4 protein-coding genes are annotated in these 17,623 nt (G+C 67.6%); 2 read left to right on the top strand and 2 right to left on the bottom strand.

Going from position 1 to position 17,623, the window contains the following annotated elements; genetic code table 11:
* Nucleotides 1–307 precede the first annotated feature (307 nt).
* Both ACWEOI_RS31130 and ACWEOI_RS31125 read left to right on the top strand, forming a co-directional pair.
* Nucleotides 308–4,015: a hypothetical protein gene (locus ACWEOI_RS31130; RefSeq protein WP_452361897.1), complete on the top strand. Its 3,708-nt coding sequence runs from the start codon at nucleotides 308–310 to the stop codon at nucleotides 4,013–4,015.
* On the top strand, nucleotides 4,012–8,964 hold the full coding sequence (locus tag ACWEOI_RS31125; RefSeq protein ID WP_452361896.1) for a DEAD/DEAH box helicase: 4,953 nt from the start codon (nucleotides 4,012–4,014) through the stop codon (nucleotides 8,962–8,964). Before ACWEOI_RS31130 ends, ACWEOI_RS31125 begins: the two co-directional genes overlap by 4 nt.
* A 44-nt stretch (nucleotides 8,965–9,008) precedes the next feature.
* Here ACWEOI_RS31125 and ACWEOI_RS31120 read toward each other — a convergent pair whose 3' ends face one another.
* Both ACWEOI_RS31120 and ACWEOI_RS31115 read right to left on the bottom strand, forming a co-directional pair.
* Nucleotides 9,009–11,246, bottom strand: coding sequence for a 3'-5' exonuclease (locus ACWEOI_RS31120; protein WP_452361895.1), 2,238 nt, complete (start codon nucleotides 11,244–11,246; stop codon nucleotides 9,009–9,011).
* Entirely contained in the window at nucleotides 11,246–17,596 is a 6,351-nt protein-coding gene (locus tag ACWEOI_RS31115) for a DEAD/DEAH box helicase (protein ID WP_452361894.1), read from the bottom strand. Before ACWEOI_RS31115 ends, ACWEOI_RS31120 begins: the two co-directional genes overlap by 1 nt.
* Between the last annotated feature and the right edge of the window lie 27 nt (nucleotides 17,597–17,623).

Genomic DNA, 17,623 nt, shown 5'->3' with positions numbered 1-17,623 from the left:
ACAACGCCGCTTTCGACCGAGAGCCGTAACCCACATAGGAGCGGCAGAAAACCTCGGGGGGATTCAATTCGCAACCTCTGGAGCTTCCCACCATGCGGCCATTCGGGTTGCGCGACCGGGAGAAATCTTGGTAACGAGGAAGTGCCGTGAGCGGTTCGGGCGCACGACGATCGGCCCGCCGTCGGTGTGAACGGCTGGTCGATGGACTTCGCCAATGTGTTCGAAATCGTTCGGCTACTGCTGAATTGTCGGACTCCTGTGGGACAGTTCTCGGCAAGCCGATCGAGGTGACAGGGGGTTTGTACCGGTGGCGAGCGCGTTTCTCACAACGCTGGCAGGCGACGAGGAGTTCCGGTTCGGCCAGCAGCTCGACGGGGTGACGTTGTTCTTCGAGTTGAACCTCGATGAGGACGAGGTGTGCCGAGTTCAGAGCATGTACGGGCAGATCGCTGCCACCTATGTCCCGCGGTACGGCGCTCGCGCGCTGATCCGGAAATATCCTGCGCTGACGCTGGTTTCGCTGATCGGTCATGCCGGGCTCGCCTACGACCAGGGGAAGTACTGGGAGAGTTTCTGGGCGGAGCTGGACCTGGCCCGGGATCAGGAATTCGAGAGCGCGCTCCGGCACGAATTGAATGGGCTGCTGCGGCGTTTCCGGCTGCGGGAGTTCCCGGAACTGGCCGGCAGTTACGTGCAGGTGATGGCGATACACGCGGGCATTCCCGTGCACTGCCTGGGGGATCTGGTCGATGTCATCGAACACCACCTCGTCATGGGGCGGGAGCGCAGCGGCGCAGCAGTTTTCGAGTGGTTGACCGAGCCGGGCATGGACTACCGGCTGGGCCGGTTGGATGTGCCGGTGCGCCAGTTCCTGCGGTTGGGCGGCGAGGTCGCGGTGGACATCGTCGGCCGCATCATGGATTTCATCGAGTTCACCGCCGGTCACCCGGAGGTGTGGAACAACCTGGATCTCGACACGGCCACCACCGGTCTGCCCACCATCATGCTGGAGGGGTTGATCGAGCGACTGCGTGAGCAGCCGTTCGGTACGCAACGGGCGGGTTCCGTCGCCGCTTCCCGTCTCGGTGCGCCGGTTCTGGGTTATTCACTGGCCGATGATCAGATCACGGTCGGCATCCCGTATCCGGCTGTCGCCCCTGAAACCCCGTGGCGGGTTTCGATCGGCGGTGACACCCGTGAGGTGTACGCGGACCGCGGCTGGGGTGTTGACGCGGATCACCCGTTGACGCCTGTCCCGGTGACCCGGCCGGTGCGTGAGATCGTGCTGCACCACGATGGTTCGGCCGCACAGCATCGGATCGTGGTGGTGGACAAGACCGATCCGCTGCTGCTGTTCGATCTGGAGGGCAGGTTGTTGCCGCGCCGCAGTGCGCTGCCTCGCGACGTGGTGCTGGCGGTGCACCCCAGTGACGCGGTGATCGTCGACGGGACGACGGGTGCCCCGGTTGTGTCGAACGAGGACGTTCGGGTGCCTGTCGGGTGGCGTGGATGGCGAGCCCACACCCTGGATGTGAGCGAGCACGACGCGATTCAACTGCGCCGCAACGGCGTGGCGATGGGCCCGGTGCGTGAGATCCGAGCGGTCGGCGCGCCTAGTCTCGAATTCGCCGATCCGCTCGACGGTGTGCGGACGGTCAGCGGTTTGTCGGTGTATTCCCAGCGGCCGTGGGTGGTGCTGCCTAAGCATCGGGGCGTCGAACCGGTGTCGTGGATGGTCCGGGTGCGGGCGGCCGGGAGTGCGGAGTGGCTGGTCAACGAGGAGTGGGAGTCGAGTTTCGAGGACGCCTGCCTGGATCCTTTCGACGGGTTGCCCGCCGGCCTGGTCGGTCATTTCGAGATCGCGGTGAACGGCCCGCTGGGTTCGGATCTTCGGTGCAATCTGTTTCTCGCCGAGGGTCTTTCGGTCGATCACGGCGTCTGCTTCCGCGCTCCGGTCCCGGGTGGGTTGTCGCCCAGCGTCACGCGCCTGGAGTGTGATCCGCCGCTGGCGGTCGATCCCGCGCTGGTGCCTTTCGACGCCGGGCAGCGGGAGTCCCGGATCGAGGTCCGCTCCGGTGAGCGCGTCCACAAGCTGGTGCTGACTCCGCCGTATTTCGAGTCCCGGGTCGACGAGCTGGGCACGGCGGCGCGATGGCGCACGACGGCCCACCTGCTGACCCCGGCCGATCTCGAAGCGAACGCCGTCATCGCGGCGCGCGTGCCCGGTGACGTGCGCGCCGACTTCGCCCTGCTCGATTCGGCCGGCGCGGTGCTGCAGGCCGAGACGCCGGATGTGCCGGCGGAGTTCGTTTTTCAGATCTCGTCGAGGGTGTTCGTGGACACCGCGCGTCGCGCCCGTTCCACGCGGCTGGTCGTGCGGATCGATGACCCGACCGGCGTCTCGCAATCGGTGACGCTGGCGCGGATCCGGCCGGCGCTGCTGTGCGGTGGCGTCGATGTCGAGGACGGTTTCCTGGTCTTCCGTGAGCCGGCCGACGCCGAACTCGGTGTTTTCGTCTGGTCAACCACCGCGCCCTGGCAGTCGGTGCGCCAGTTGATGATTCGCGGCGGACGCGCGGAGCTGCCCGAGGTGCTCCGGGACGCGGGCCCGCTGCTGGTCCAGGTTTTCGTGGACGACCCGTGGGTCAGCATTCCCGCTCCGAGCCGCCCCGATTCTTCGGCGCTGCGGGTGGATCAGCCGGGCTGGCTGCGTGATCCGTCGCCCGCGCGTGAACAACTCTCCCGGTTCCTGGCCGGTTTCGGCACGGTGCCGCGCTCGGCCGACGCCGTGGCCGAGGTCTGGGCGGCGTTGGCGATGATGCCCGCGGGGCGAGCTGACAGCGCCACCGAGCGGCTCCGCAGTTCGCTGATCGCGGTGCTGGGCATGGATGCGCGCGCGGCCCTGGAGGCATTGGGCGGCAGCACCATTCCGGCCGCGGAGATGGTTCCGCTCGTGATTCGCACCGGTCTGGCCGAGCGACCGTATGTCGTCGCTGCCAGGCCCGCCAGGGTGGATGCCGCGCCGATGGATGCGATGCCGATCCCGGTGGACGCGATGCCCGAAAGCGGTGACGTCGGCTTCGCCCGAGGAGACGCCGGGTCCGTTCCCAGGGACGAGCTGCCCCGAGGCGCCGATGTCGGCTCCGACCACGGAGACGCCATGTCCGTTCCAGGGGACGGGACGTTCCCGCGCGGGCACGTGACGCTTGCCCGGGATAATGGCACGAGCGGTCCGATCGCCGAGCCTGCCGGTACCGGGCTCGGCAGCGTCGGAGCTGCTGGGCTGCACGCCAATCCGTGGGTCGGCTGTCTGGTCGAGCTTGCAGACCTGCCGTCGTTGTCCGGTCGCCGCGCCGAGGTGTCCGGGCGGCGGGCGGCGGAGGCGCTGGAGCCGTGTGCCGAGGTGACGGAGCGGCGCGCCGAGACGCTGGCCTATCTCGGGAATCAGGGTGGTGAGTGGCTGATCGACTTGCTTCGTGGCCGGCCGGGGGATGCCCGGATCGGAGTATTCGATCGGAATGTCGAACACGTGCACGGACTTCCGATGGAGCAGGTCGACGCCTTGTTCGAGGCGTTCCGGCTGGTTCCCGGCGCGCTGCTGGACGTGGATACCCGTACCAGCGCCACGATCGAGGCGTTCCACGCTCGGGCGCGGTGGGTGCGCGATGCTGCCCGCGAGGTGCTCACCGCCGCGACACCGGCCGCATTGCGCCGCATCAGACAGGTCGCCCCATTGATCTACGACACCATCGGGGCGCGCAATGAGGCTTTGGATGGCGTGGATGTCGGGGCGCATCCGTGGATGCTGCTGTCGGTGCAGTCGTTGACGATGGCCGCCCTCGCCCGTTTGGACGCCGCCGCGCGTTTCGGCGTCCCGCCCATCACCTCGGAAATGCGCGAGGCATGGGCGCGGATGGCGGATCTGTGCCCGGCGATGGTGGCGACCGATCTGCTGATCGCCGACGCCCTCGTCGCCTTCGTCGCCCATGGAGATCTGATCGGAGACAATCAATGACCGACCGCCTCGACCCACTCGCCGCCGCAGCCGATATCGAGGCCGGTTACAAGCGCTATTTGAAAACGTTGGTGGCCCCGCGTGAACCGGCCCTGGCCGCCGCCTTCGACCACGCGGTGGACGAGACGTCCTTGCTGACCAAGGGACCGCTGCTGGAGCTGACCCCGCCGTACGCCCCGGGAATGTCGTTGCGGGAGTTGATCTCCGATGGCGTCCTGAACCCCGGCATGGCGGAGTTGGGAAGCACGTTCGATCTGGATCGGCCGTTGTACCGCCATCAGGAGACCGCGGTCCGCAAGGTGGTGGCCGGGCGCAATCTGGTGGTGAGTACCGGTACCGGATCCGGCAAGACCGAGAGTTTCCTGCTGCCGATCCTCAATGCGCTGATCGCCGAGCGAGCGGCCGGGACCTTGGGGCCGGGAGTGCGTGCGCTGCTGCTGTATCCGATGAACGCGCTCGCCAACGATCAGCTCAAACGGCTGCGCGGATTGCTGGCGCAGCTCCCCGATATCACCTTCGGCCGGTATACCGGTGAGACGAAGGAGTCGGCGGCGGACGCGGAGTCGATGTTCCAGGCGTTGTTCCCGGATGAGCGGCGGCTGCCGAACGAGCTGCTCAGTCGTCAGGAGATGCGGGACAACCCGCCTCACCTGTTGCTGACCAACTACGCGATGCTCGAGTACCTGCTGCTGCGCCCGCGTGACCTGGATCTGTTCGACGGCGAGTACGCGGGCACGTGGCGGTTCATCGCGCTCGACGAGGCGCATGTCTATGACGGCGCCCAGGGGTCGGAGGTGGCGTTGCTGTTGCGCCGGCTGCGTGACCGGGTGGCGCGGGGATCGTCGCTGCAGTGCATCGCGACGTCCGCGTCCTTGACGGGGACGAGCCCGGAGACCGAGGGCGCCGAGGCGACCACGTTCGCGCAGAAGCTGTTCGATGTGCCCTTCGAGTTCGTCACCGGCGACCCGACGCGCCAGGACTTGGTGCGGGCGACCAGGCTGCCCCGCCGTGACACTCCGACCTGGACCATCGACGACGCTCAGCTGTTGTCACTCGCGACCCCGGACGCCGATCTGTCGGTCCTCGGGTCACGGTGTGCCAGTGGCGATATCGCCGACGCGCTCCACGATGAGCGGCGTATCGCTGATCTGAAGGCGATCGTGTCGCGTGGTCCGATGGAAGCGAGTCTGCTCGCCGCGAAGTTGTGGCCCGCTGATCCGGCCGCGGCGGTAAAACTGGAGGCGCTGGTCGCGCTGGGCTCCAAGGTGTTCGACAACGGCGGCAATCCGGTGCTGTCGGCCCGCTATCACATGTTCGTGCGCGCCACCGAGGGCGCGTACGTCTCGTTCACCGATGGTGCGCCGCGGGTGTTTCTGGGGCGTCGCGAGATCGATCCCGACACCGGCCGTGCGGTTTTCGAGTTCGGTACCTGCCAGCGTTGTGGCGCGGTGCATTTGGCGGGTCAGCCGACGGCGGTGGGCGGACGCCAGTTCTTCCGGCCTGCGCAGAAGGAGGAGTCGGTGCGCTGGCTGGTGCTCACCGACACCGACGGCGACCTGCTCGACGAGGATGAGTCGACGCTGTCGGAGGAGGATGCGGACGGTAGCACCTCGACCGGCATCCGCCATCTGTGCACCGGCTGTGGGGCGCTGGGCACGCATGCGGCGATCTGTGGTCCGGGCTGCCCGGGCGGTCCGGTGCTGCGGGTTCGTGAGCACGCCCAGGCGTCGCGGGTGATGAGCAAGTGCACCGAGTGCGGGGCGCGTGCGCGGCAGGTGATCCGGCGTCTGCGCACCGATGTCAATGCCGCGCCCGCCGTCATCACGACCGCCCTCTACGAGCATCTGCCGGCGGCGGCCGACGAGAAGGCCGAGCAGGTCGGCGCGGGCCGCAAGCTGCTGATGTTCTCCGATTCCCGGCAGGCGGCCGCATTCGCCGCGCCGTATCTTGCCCACACCTATGGCCGGCTGCTCGAACGCCGCTACCTCACCCTGGCGCTGCTCGATCCCCGCAATGCCGACGAGGATCTGTCGGTGGAGGATCTGGCCGCCGACGTCCGCAAGATCGCCGCCAAGGCCGGGCATTTCGACGACCGCGCCACCTCCCGCACGCAGCTGCGGGAGGTGAATCCGTGGATCATGGCCGAGTTGATGTCGATGGACCAGCGGCAGTCGCTCGAGGGGCTGGGCTTGATGCGGGTGCAGCTGTTCCGCCCGCGAGGCGTCGAATTGCCCAGGGGTCTCACGCGATTGGGCCTGACACAGGAGGAGGGCTGGGGCCTGCTCGATGAGCTGGTGAAGACGGTCCGCTTGCAGGGCGCGATGACGTTGCTTCCCGAGGTGGACATCAAGCGGCCGATCTTCGAGCCGCGCAACGCCCAGATCCGCATCAGGTCAAGGGATTCCGATCGCAAGCGCCGAATCATCAGCTGGCTGCCCGGCGGCCGCCAGGGCACCACGAATGCGCGGGTCTTGTTCGCGCGCAAGGTGCTCACGGCACTGGGCCCGAGCTTGCCGGCGGAGGATCTCCTCGACGGCTGCTGGCGTTTCCTGCTCGACCAGGAATTCCTGATGCTGGAACGTGACCGGGCTGCGGGCGCGGTCTACCAGGTGGATCAGGAACAGCTGCGGATCCGGTCAGGGACCTCGTGTGAGTGGTACCAGTGTTCGGCGTGCCGGAGGTTGACCGCCAACAACATTCGCGACCTGTGCCCGCAGGGGGCGTGTGACGGGACGCTGTCGGTGTTCGAGGTGCCCGCGGTCGAGCGGGACACCAACCACTACCGCACCGTGTACCGCACGCTGAAGCCCGCGCCGCTGTCCGCGGAGGAGCACACCGCGCAGTGGGAGGCCACCGAGGCCGCCACCATCCAGCGGCGCTTCATCGCCGGTTCGGTGAATGTACTGTCGTGTTCGACCACGTTCGAGCTGGGCGTGGATGTCGGTGACCTGCAGTCGGTCGTGTTGCGGAACATGCCGCCCAAGACCGCCAACTATGTGCAGCGTGCGGGCCGTGCGGGCCGTCGCGCGGCCTCGGCCGCGCTGGTGCTCACCTACGCCAAACGTAGTTCGCACGACCTGTCGAAGTTTCAGAAACCGCAGTCGATGATCGCGGGGGAGATGCGAATCCCGTGGATTCCCATCGAGAATGAACGAATCGGCCGCCGCCACGCCCATTCGGTGGCGCTGTCGGCCTACTTCCGTCACCGCGCCGAGCTGGACGAGAAGTCCTGGCGGTACGCGGGCGCGTTCTTCGCGCCCGGACCCGACGGACAGGATTCGGCGGCCGCCCAGGTCGGCGACTTCCTCACGCCGGTGCCCGAGAGCATGCGCGCCTCGTTGCGGAAGATCCTGCCGCCGTCGATCGCCGCGGCCATCGGCGTGGACGACGATTCCTGGGTCGCGAAGCTCACCGAATTGCTGGCAATCGCCGAGCAGGACATACGCGCGGATCTCGAGACGTTCACAGCGATGATCGGGGAGGCCTCCGCCGCTGGGCAGTTCACGCTGGCGGCTCGGCTGCAGAAGACGTTGCGGACCATCGAGGAACGCCAGCTGATCGGGTACCTGGCCAACAAGAACATTCTGCCGAAATACGGGTTCCCGGTGGACACGGTCGAGTTGCGCACGGCGCACTGCGAGGGCGATCTGGGACGCAAGCTGGAGCTGACCCGGGATCTGAGCCAGGCCATCTATGATTATGCCCCCGGAAACGAGGTGGTGGCCGGCGGCAAGGTATGGACCTCCCGCGGTCTGCACAAGCTGCCCAAACGTGAGCTCGAGGAGTTGCAGTACCGGGTGTGCCGGGAGTGCGCCCAGTTCGAATGCGGTCATCAACTCGATCCGGACACGCTGTGCCCCAACTGTGATCAGGAATTCGGCAAGATCCGCACCTGTGTGGTTCCCGAGTTCGGATTCGTCGCTGATCGGGAGCCAGGCGAGGTGAAATCCGAACCGCCGCAGCGTTTGTGGGGCGGCGCCAGCTATGTGGAGAACATCGGCGAGGTCACCAGGACGTTCCAATGGTCGTCGGAAGGTGGTGTCGAGGTGCAGGCCCGCGCGGGCACACGTGCGCGGATGGCTGTCATCGCGGAGGGCCGCGGCGCCGGATTCCATCTGTGCCGCTGGTGCGGTTGGGCACAGGCGTCGGACGGCAGGCCGCCGCGCGGTGGCCATCACCGTCCGGCGACCGGGACGCCGTGCACCGGCCCGCTGTACACGGTGTCGCTGGTCCACCGGTACGAGACCGATGTCGCGGAGTTCACCTTCGCGGACATGTCCTACGACAAGGAGTCCGAACGCAAGTGGCTGTCGGTGCTCTACGCGCTGCTCGAGGGCGCGTCCGAGGCCCTCGAGATCAGCCGCGACGATATCGACGGCGCACTGTCGTGGAGTGCGGACGGCCGCCGCTCCATCGTGTTGTTCGATACGGTGCCCGCCGGGGCGGGAGCGTCCAAGCAGATCGCCGAGAATCTGGAGAAGGTCATCGGGCAGGCGGTCGTTCGGGTCAGTGTCTGTGATTGCGGACCGGAGACCTCGTGCTACGGCTGCCTGCGGTCGTTCCGCAATGATCGTGTCCACGACCAGCTTTCGCGCGCGGGCGCATTGGAGATCTTCGAGCGACTGCATGTGATCGGCCCGGCCGCCGACGATCCGGCGAGCCCGTGGGATGCGACGAGCCCGTGGGGCGAGCCGCTGGTCCATACCTCCCGGGCCACCACCGAACTGCTGCTGGCGCTGGCCCGGTACGGCGTTGCCAAGCCCGATCTCGCGATCGATCTGGGCAGGCACTACTGGCCGGTGGAGGCGGTGTGGCCGGATTGCTCGGTGGTGCTGGCCGAGGGCGAGGACGCCGATCGCGATGCCGGGTTGAAGGACGAGGGGTATCAGGTGGTGCGGGTCGAGGAGACCGACGCGGATCGTCTGGCGGCCATGCTGATTCGCGGTTGACCCGGTTCGGGCGTACCCGCGCGGTGCGGGTACGCCCGAACCCATCAGCCCAGCAATTCGGACTTCTTGCCACTCCAGGTCACCACGAGTTCGTCGCGGGCGCGGCTGGCCGCGACATACAGCAGCGAGCGTTCCCGCAGCAGCGCCTCGGCCTGCTCCTCCTCGGGCACCGAGTTGGTGGCGGCCCGCGAGGGGACATGGGATTCGTCAATCCCGGCCAGGATCACCCGCGAGAACTCCATGCCCTTGGACCGGTGCATGGTGAGGACCTGGACATTGCCGGAGGTGGCCGGATTGTCGTCGAGCGCGCGGGCTTCGATGCCGCGTTCGCCCAGCGCCCGCACGAATTGGGTGCGGTCGTTCTGGCCCCGGGTGAGGACGGCGATGGTGGAGGGCTCGACCTTCTCCTCGTCAATCCAATGCCGCACCTGCTTGGCGACCTGGGCGAGTTCGTCGAACGCGGAGTCGGCCGGGAGCAGTACGGGTTTCGGTCCGCGGCGTGCCGACCGGTAGCCCTTGGTGGATTCGCCCTTGCCCTGTAGGTCGTTGTATTCGCCGCCGGAGAGGATTCGGACCGCGAATTCGAGATTCTCGGCGGTGGTGCGGTAGTTGAGCGTCAGCCGTTTGGACCGTCCGACGATTTCGATCCCCATCCGCTTGAGCACCACGGGCTGCCCGTAGATGCGCTGATGGGAGTCCTCGGCGATGAACAGGTCATTGGGTCCCGGTGCGACGAGGGCGCGCAGCAGCGCCCAGTGCGTCGCGTGCAGGTCCTGGGCTTCGTCGACGAGGACGTGATCGGCGACGTATTCGCCGTCGGCGGCACGCTGTTTCAGGTATTCGGCGGCCAGCGCCAGCACCTCGGGGAAGCTGAGGCTGCCGTCGGCGCGGCTCTGTTTGCGGAAGCCCTCCACCAGTTTCCACACCGCGATGCGTTGCGGCCGGCTCAACCGGACGCCACGACCCGCCCGCGCCACCTTCGCGTACTGCTCGAGCGTGGTCACCTGGTTGGCGAGAACGACGCCCACATACTCGTTGTCGAGGAACGTGGGGGTGGACAGGCGGGCGTCGAGGCCGCTGTTGACGGTCTCGGCCACTTCGCGCCACATCCGATTGGTGTTGGTGCGCACCGAGGTCGCCTCGATCGGCGTCCCGAACAGTGCTGTGGCGGCGGGGCCCAGGTCGCCGGCGCGGTTGAGGACATCGCTGGCGAGTTTGTCGATGCCCTCGACGTAAATGCCCGGCTCGCCTGGCTTCTTGGCGAGCGCGATCCCCGGTTCGAGCACCTTCAGCGCGGCTCGCAGCTCCATGGCGAGGGTTTTGTTGAAGGTGGTCAGGATGATCCTGGCGTCGGGTTCGCGCTTCCACAGATTTCGGGCGCGGTGAATCGCCACCACCGTCTTGCCGGTCCCTGCGCCGCCGGAGATGCGGGCGGGGCCGTTGAAGTCCTTCTCGGCGAAGGTCTGCTGCTGCGGGTGCAGGAAGGTGCGCCAGGCCGCGAAGTCACCGCCCTCGATGACGCGGCGCAGTTCCTCGTTGTCGTCGCCGATGTAAGTGAACTGCATCTTGGACACCGGGTGTTCGAGGGCCTCGAGGATCTGGGTGTCCTCGTCGTGGGTCTGGTCGACGGGATTGCTGTCGAGCCGGAACTTGTCGCGAATGGTGTCGATGCCGACGCCGAGCGCCAGTTCGAACAGCGCCATGCCCTGCCAGCTGCCGGCGTCCTCGGCGTCGGCGGCGAGGTCGTTGATGGCGTCCTCGTCCATGGCGGCGAGGGCGGCGCGGGCCAGTTCCGGATCGAGACCGAGTCGTTCGGTCAGATCCTCGAAGGTGTAGCCGATCCCGGTGAGGAACGACTTCTCCTGCCCGGCAACCGCTTTGCCGAGCTGTCCGTCAGGGTCGCGGACCACGGACCGTTTCTTCCGATCGGATTCGCCGTTGAGTTCGCCGATGATGCCTTCGAGGGTGCCGGTGATCGGATTCACCCGCAGCGTGGAGCGTTCGGCGAGGGCGTTGGCGTCGTCGTGGTTCCAGGTGCCCATGTAGATGTAGGTGGTGTCGCCGCCCTGCGGGTCGATTCGGAACAGGATGGCCCGGAATTGCTGGTCGACGCGCCCGGTGCGGATGCGCGAGTCGGCGGCACCTTTCATCGGCTCGATGTGCAGACCCGGTGCGGTGTCGTCGGTCTGCAACTTCTCGAGGAAGTCGTAGACCTTGCGTTTGACCGATCCGTCGAGCTTGCCCATGGCCTTTGTGTTGGTCGCCATGACGATGTTCGGCATTACATGACCCCGTTCGTTTTCAGGACCGCGACGATCCGTTCGATGTCCGGCGCGCAAATGGTCCATCCGAGTTCGGACATGGCGTCGGCGGTTTCGGCGTTGTCGAAAATGAGGACCCCGACCTGGCCGTCTGGCCAGCCGAGGTCGAGCACCTCGCCGTTGTCGGCCTCCACGCCCAGTACCGGAGGCGGTGTTCCGGCCTTGACGAGTTCGAGTACCAGGTCTCGTTCCGCGGTGGAGACGACATTGTCGAGCACCTCCTGCCAGGCGGGGGCCAGGTGCGCGCCGGAGGTGATCGCCGTCCGGTCGGGCGTCGAGCTGTCGGCGGCGAGCAGGGTGCGGGTGGTGACGGCGTTGGCGGCGCTGAGACCGAACCAGTTCGACAGGCGCACCCATTCCTTCCACGCTTGTCCGTCCGCTTCGAGCTTGCGGTCCCGGTCGTCGACGGCGAGTACGGCGGTGATCTCCCGGGTGCCGGGGCGCAGGCCCGCGGTCACGGTCAGCGGACCGTCCGAGTACGACCAGCACGGGAATTCGCCGGGCGCGATCTGGGTCTTCTGACGGTCGATCAGGTCCAGCGCCCACGCCGCGATCGCGGTGTCGTCGCCCTTGAACTGCTTGTCGCGCACGAACATCAGCGGCAGCCAGCGGCCGACCTCGCGCCAGGCTTCGGCGTCGGGGTCGCTGAGGAAGTTCAGCAGCTGGGTGACTGGATCGGCCGTGGTGAGCAGCCGGAACACCGCGGGCTTGAGTTTGCCCATCTGCATGGTCACCTTGGCGGCCTGGTCCTGGAACCAGGACGGCCGCACCGGCTCGTTGCGGATGAACCGTTGCAGGTCTTCATATCCGAACGACCACACGATCACATGCCCGGATCGCAGTTTGGCCCGCTTGCCCGCGTCGTCGGCGACCCGGTTCACTTCCGGGGTGGCGTGAAACTTGCGGCCGTCCGCGAAGATCGCGATGTCGGGGATATTGGCGTCGAGTGTGCTCAGCTCGAAGTCGGGTACGACATTGCCCATCTGCGGCTGCGGGATCAGCGTCCAGGTGCGAATCTTGCTGCCGGGCATGGTGATCGTCGCCGAGGGCGCGTATGTGCCGGGCTTTTCCTTGACGGTCGCACCCATGGCGCGCAGGCGCTTCACGAACTCGACGTAGAACTCGCGCTCCAGCGGGGATTCGGGGCTGACTGCCTTCTTCCCGGGTTCTTCCCGCGTGATCGACCGCAACCAGACCTCCAGATCCGGTTCGGTGTCGCCGCGTACGCCGAGCAGCGTGTCCAGCACGTGTAGCGCGGTTTTGCGGGCCACCTTGTCGAGGTTGTGCGGCGGCGCGAACGGCAGCAGGCATTGATGGCAGGCCCGTCGATCCTGGTGCGCGCATTCGCAGGTGCGGCAGCGTTCGCGGGCGGCGACCAGCACCGACCAGACCTTGGCGGCGTCGGCGAATTCGGCGAGGTAGCCGGTGCCGCCGGGCACGGTGTCGTGGATGAGCAGCGCGTGCTGGTTGGGGGCGTGCAGGGCGTCGGTGATGGTGGCGACGTCGAGGTGTTCGGGGGAGCCGCCGATGACCTGCCGCAACCCCAGCAGAATGGCCGCGCTCAGGCTCGGATACGCGAAGACGTCGAATTCGAGCCAGTTCGGCAGGTGCAGCAGTACCGCCTGGGTGCGCAGAGTGCGGGCGAGGGCGATTTCCCGCACGTGCTTCTCGTCGCTGGCATTGCGGTATTTGCACCAGGCACGATGCTCGTGCGCGTGGTTCTGCCCGGCGATCTTGTCGAGTCGCCCGCAGCCCGAGCACACCCGGAACAGCGGGGCGGTCACCTCCTCCCCGGCGATGGTCCGTTTACCGCCCTGCCCGTTGCGCCGGCCCACGTTCAGCCAGCGAATATCCATGCTGCGCAGGTATTCCGCCCCGAAGTCGCGGTCGGTGACGAACCAGCGCGACACGATATTGTCCGGGTCCACGTCGGCGGCGGTGAGGACGGTGAAGGTTTCGCGCCGACGTTCGTCGCGGGCGTCACCGATGGCGGCCTCGTCGCGCCGGACCTCGGCGGACACCTTCGACATCTCCACCACCTGCAGCCGCTGGCTGGTGTCGGCGATGGCTCCGGTGTGGCACCGCGGGCACTGGATCGGCGGCGCGGTCTCCGCACCGGCGTGCGCGATACCGGCCCAGCCGCAGTTCGGGCACATCCGCCAGGTGTGGATGCTGGATTCGCCGGGACCCAGGTCGACGGCGTCGACCTCCACCGCAAGCCCTTGCGCGTAAAACGTGGTGCCGGGCGCCAATTCGGTGAGCGCCACCCGGGAACCGCGCTGATAGGTCGCGGTGTCCCCGTCGTACTGGTTGGTGTCCGGGTCGATCCAGGTGATGCCGACATCGAGGGTGACCGAGTCGTCGAGCAGGGTGTAGTTGGGCAGCACGCCGTAGCGTTCGAGCACCCCCACCCAGTGTTCGGTGGTCAGGTCCCTGATGTGCCCGCCGATCAGGCGCAGGGTGCCGCGGGCGGTACGCAGGTCGCGGCGGTCGTCGTCGGTCGCGGCGGGGGAGTTGGCGCGTTTCTCGAGTTCGGGGATGACGGTGTCGACGGCCTTGCGGCGTGCGTGCAGCTCGGCCACGTCACGATTCCAGCGGTGTACGGCCTCGCGCAGCTGGGCGACCATGGGGCTGGCGGTGTCCGGGGCGGGCGGGGTCGCCCACCTGCGCAACGCTTTCCGGCTGTCGGGGCCCAGCAGCTCGCCGAATTGCGCGAGGTAGCCGTCCACGAGCCGCTCGGCGTCGCGGTCGGCGGTGTCGAGCAGGGTCCCCATCCAGGTGCCCTCGTCGAAGCTGCCGAGGACGGCGCTCGCGGTGCCCGGATCCTCCGCGCCGGGTTCGCGTGCGACGCGGTCGACGAGGTGCGCCGCGTACTGGCGTTGCAGGATCTCCTCCGCGGTCAGGAAGGTGGCGGGCGGACGGACCTCGCCCGCGATCACCGAGGTCGGGTCGTGGAGTTTCGGCAGGTGTTCCCCGCGCCCGCGCACGAACGCCAGCACCAGGGAGTTGCCGGTCAACCGGCCGGCGCGGCCGACTCGCTGGAGATAGGAGGCGACGCTGCGCGGCATGGACCCGAGCATCACGGTGGACAGATCGCCGATGTCGATACCCATTTCGAGGGTGGGCGTCGCGACGAGCACATTGGGTGCGGTCGGGTCGGGGACGGTGCTCTTGAACTTGGTCTCGTAATCCAGCCGGATCGGGGTCGGAAGCAGTGAGGTGTGTTCGCGGGCGACAACCCTCTTCATCTCGGAGGAGTCGTAGAGCCTGCGGTAGAAGTTCTGCTTGCGCGGCCCGCGCCGCAGGGTGCCAGGGCAACGGACGAGCAGGCAGGGCGCGCCGTCGAGCTGATCGACCACCGACATGGTGCCCGGGTTGAGGGTTTGGCACACGTCGCACACCAGCAGATGCCGGGAATCGATGAGGTCGTCGTAATCGGGGACGCCGACCAGGACGGTGGATTCACCGAGCTGGTAGGCGGTCAGGTCCTTCTCGGTGGACACGGTGGTGAGGATGCGCTGTTCCGCCAGCACCGCGAACAGGGCGCGGGCCAGGAAGCCGCCCTCGAACGGGGACACGTCCAGACATTGCGACGCCCACCGTGCGTACCAGGAGGAGGGTGCGGTGATGGCGTCGAAGCCCTCGGGCACCGTCCGCGATCCGATCGCCGGAAAAGCCGGGGCGGGACGGCCTTTCGGGAAGGCTGGCATGCCTTCGCCCTTGGGGCGGCCGCCCCAGATCCACCGGCGGTTGGCGTCGCGGGCCACGAAGCGGTCGAGCCATTCGTGGCGGATCGCGCCCTGGGTGCGCATGCGTTCGACGGTGCCGCGCACCCACCGGGTTACCCGGGCCGGATCGTGACCGGCCTCCGTCTCCCCGAGCTGCGTCTGATGCTGGGTGGCCGCCACTGCCGCCGCACCCAGCCGCAGGACCCGGTCGGCGGGGCCGAGGTCGACCTCTGCGACGACACTGCCGGTGAGTTCCAAGGTGCGGCCCAGCCGTGATTGCAGACCGAACTCGAGGTCGATGTCGAATTGCAGGCGGCGCTTCACATTCCGCAGCGCCTTGCGGCGTTCGGCTCCGGGCCGGTCCAGCTGCCAGAACGCGGTGAACGCCTCGTGTTCGACGATATCGGGGGCGAGCAGGTGGTAGCGGCGCATGGTGTCCTCGCCCGCTCGGTCCACGACCTGCTCGCACAGTTCGGTCAGGGTCAGCATGCCGGATGTGTTGTCCGGCAGGGCGTTGCGCAGTGTCGAACGCAGGCTGAGGGTGTGGGAGCGGGATTGCACGAATCCGGCGCGGTGCGCGGCGTCCTGGACGCTGTCGGTGAACATCAGCGCCTTCTTCTCACCGGCGTCGAGTTCGGCGTCACCGAACAGGTTCGACAGCGCCACCGACAGCTGGGTGGCGACCGCACTGCCGAGGAACCGGATGCCGTCGGCGCTGCCGCACGCCGGGCACTGATCCTTCTGGGAGGCGGCGTCGGCGTCGGGACCGATCAGCGTCAGCACTGGCAGCACCCGGCCCTCGAGCATTTCGGTGCTGTCGCGATCCGGTGTCTTGTCACTGATTTCGCGGTCTTCGACGCGCAGCCAGCGCAGCCCGTCGACATCCTTGCCGACCTGGGCTTCGACCGGCGCGGAGATCAGCGCACGGAAGCGGGGGCCGCCGCTGGCGTGATACACGCGCACCGATTCCTCGGTCGGGTCGAGCGTATTGCCGGTGGGCGCGAGCCGCACACCCCACCCGGAGCGGCCGCAGTGCCGGCAGTAGACGGCGGACTCGAACTCCTTGCTGCGGTTCTCCACCGGGCCGTCATCGTTCCAGCGGTATTCGGTGGTCGTCGACAGCGCGCGGTCGATGCGCGACAGCTCTCGAATCCACAGGTGCACATCGACGTTCAGCGCGCCGCGGTCGATCTCGGTGCGCAGGTGGGAGAAGGCGGCGAAGATGTAGGCCAGGTAGCGCTGGCGGGCCTCGCGCGCACTCGGGGAGTCGGGTTCGGTCGCCGGAAGCAGGTCCTCGGCCAGATCCGCGAGCGCCCGTGCCGTGACGGCCTGCTCGAGCAGTTTGATGACGGTGGGGTGCCCCTTCATCAGGTCGAGTTGTTCGGTGGCGTCCAGCATCCGCAGGTCGGCGATGACTCGCCGCAGACCCTCGCCCGCGTCATCGGCGCGTTTGAACATGGTGGCCAGCACGCCCGCGGTCAGTGTCGCGTTGGAGGGCGCGGTGCGCGCGAAACCGTCCAGCCAGTCGACGATCTCCTCGAACGCGGTCGGCCGGTTCGGCCGCCACAGCCCGTCCAATGCCGAACTCCGGTCGGCCAGCCAGTCCCCGGCGCTCACCCGTGTCTCACCGACGGCGGCCGCTGCGTCGAACACCTCCCCGAACACGGTGTGCGCGAAATCCAGCATGGCGGTGGGTGAATCCTTGGACCCCAGTGTCGCGGAGGTGGCGACCGGCGTGATCTTCCCCAGCGGCCGCTCTCGATCCGCTTCCGTCACAGCCGAATCGGCGGTCCAATACGATTTGACCGCGAGCCCGAGCCGCCGCAGCAGCATCGCCACATCGGTGCCCTGCGCGCCGTCGTAGGTGTGGAATTCGTCGAGCACCACGTACTGCAACGATTCCGCCGACTGCCGCCACATGGCCGCCCGGTCCGGCCGCAGCAGCAGATGATCGAGCATCTTGTAATTGGTGAGCAGAATGTCCGGTGGCGAATCGTGCATGAGCCGCCGATCGGTGATCAGCCCCTCCACCGACACCAAAGTCCGCCCGCCCGAGGACTGTTCACCGGTGTACAGCCCCGCCGAAATCCCCGCCAGCCGGGAATCCTTCGCGATCAGCCGCGCCAGCCGCTGCTCCTGATCATTGGCCAGCGCGTTCATCGGATAGATGATCAGCGCCTTCATCCCGACCACGCCCGCCTGCTTCGCGCGCAGCACATGATCCAGAATCGGATACAGGAATGACTCGGTCTTACCTGACCCGGTACCGGTGGTCACCAGCGTCGGCAACGGCCGCGCCTGAAACTTCGTCGACAACCGCCCGAACGCGTCCGCCTGATGCTGATACGGCACGAACCCATCTGGCAGCCAATCCAGATGCATCCCCCAGTTGCCCCGCGCCGACGCGAACGGCAACCGCAACCGCACATACGGCCCCTTGAACATCCCCGACACCGGATGCCCGATGAAATCCGACAACGCACCCTGCGCATCCGGGTCGGTGAGCGCGAACGTGGTCGCCAGGTAGTCGGTCAACCCCTCCCGCAGCCGTTCGGCCTGCAAGGTGGGTAGCAGTGCCCCCATGATCGGTCATCATCCCTTCCGCGCTGA

The sequence above is a fragment of the Nocardia sp. NPDC004340 genome (assembly GCF_053602575.1).
This window is presented reverse-complemented; position numbering and strand designations above follow the sequence as displayed.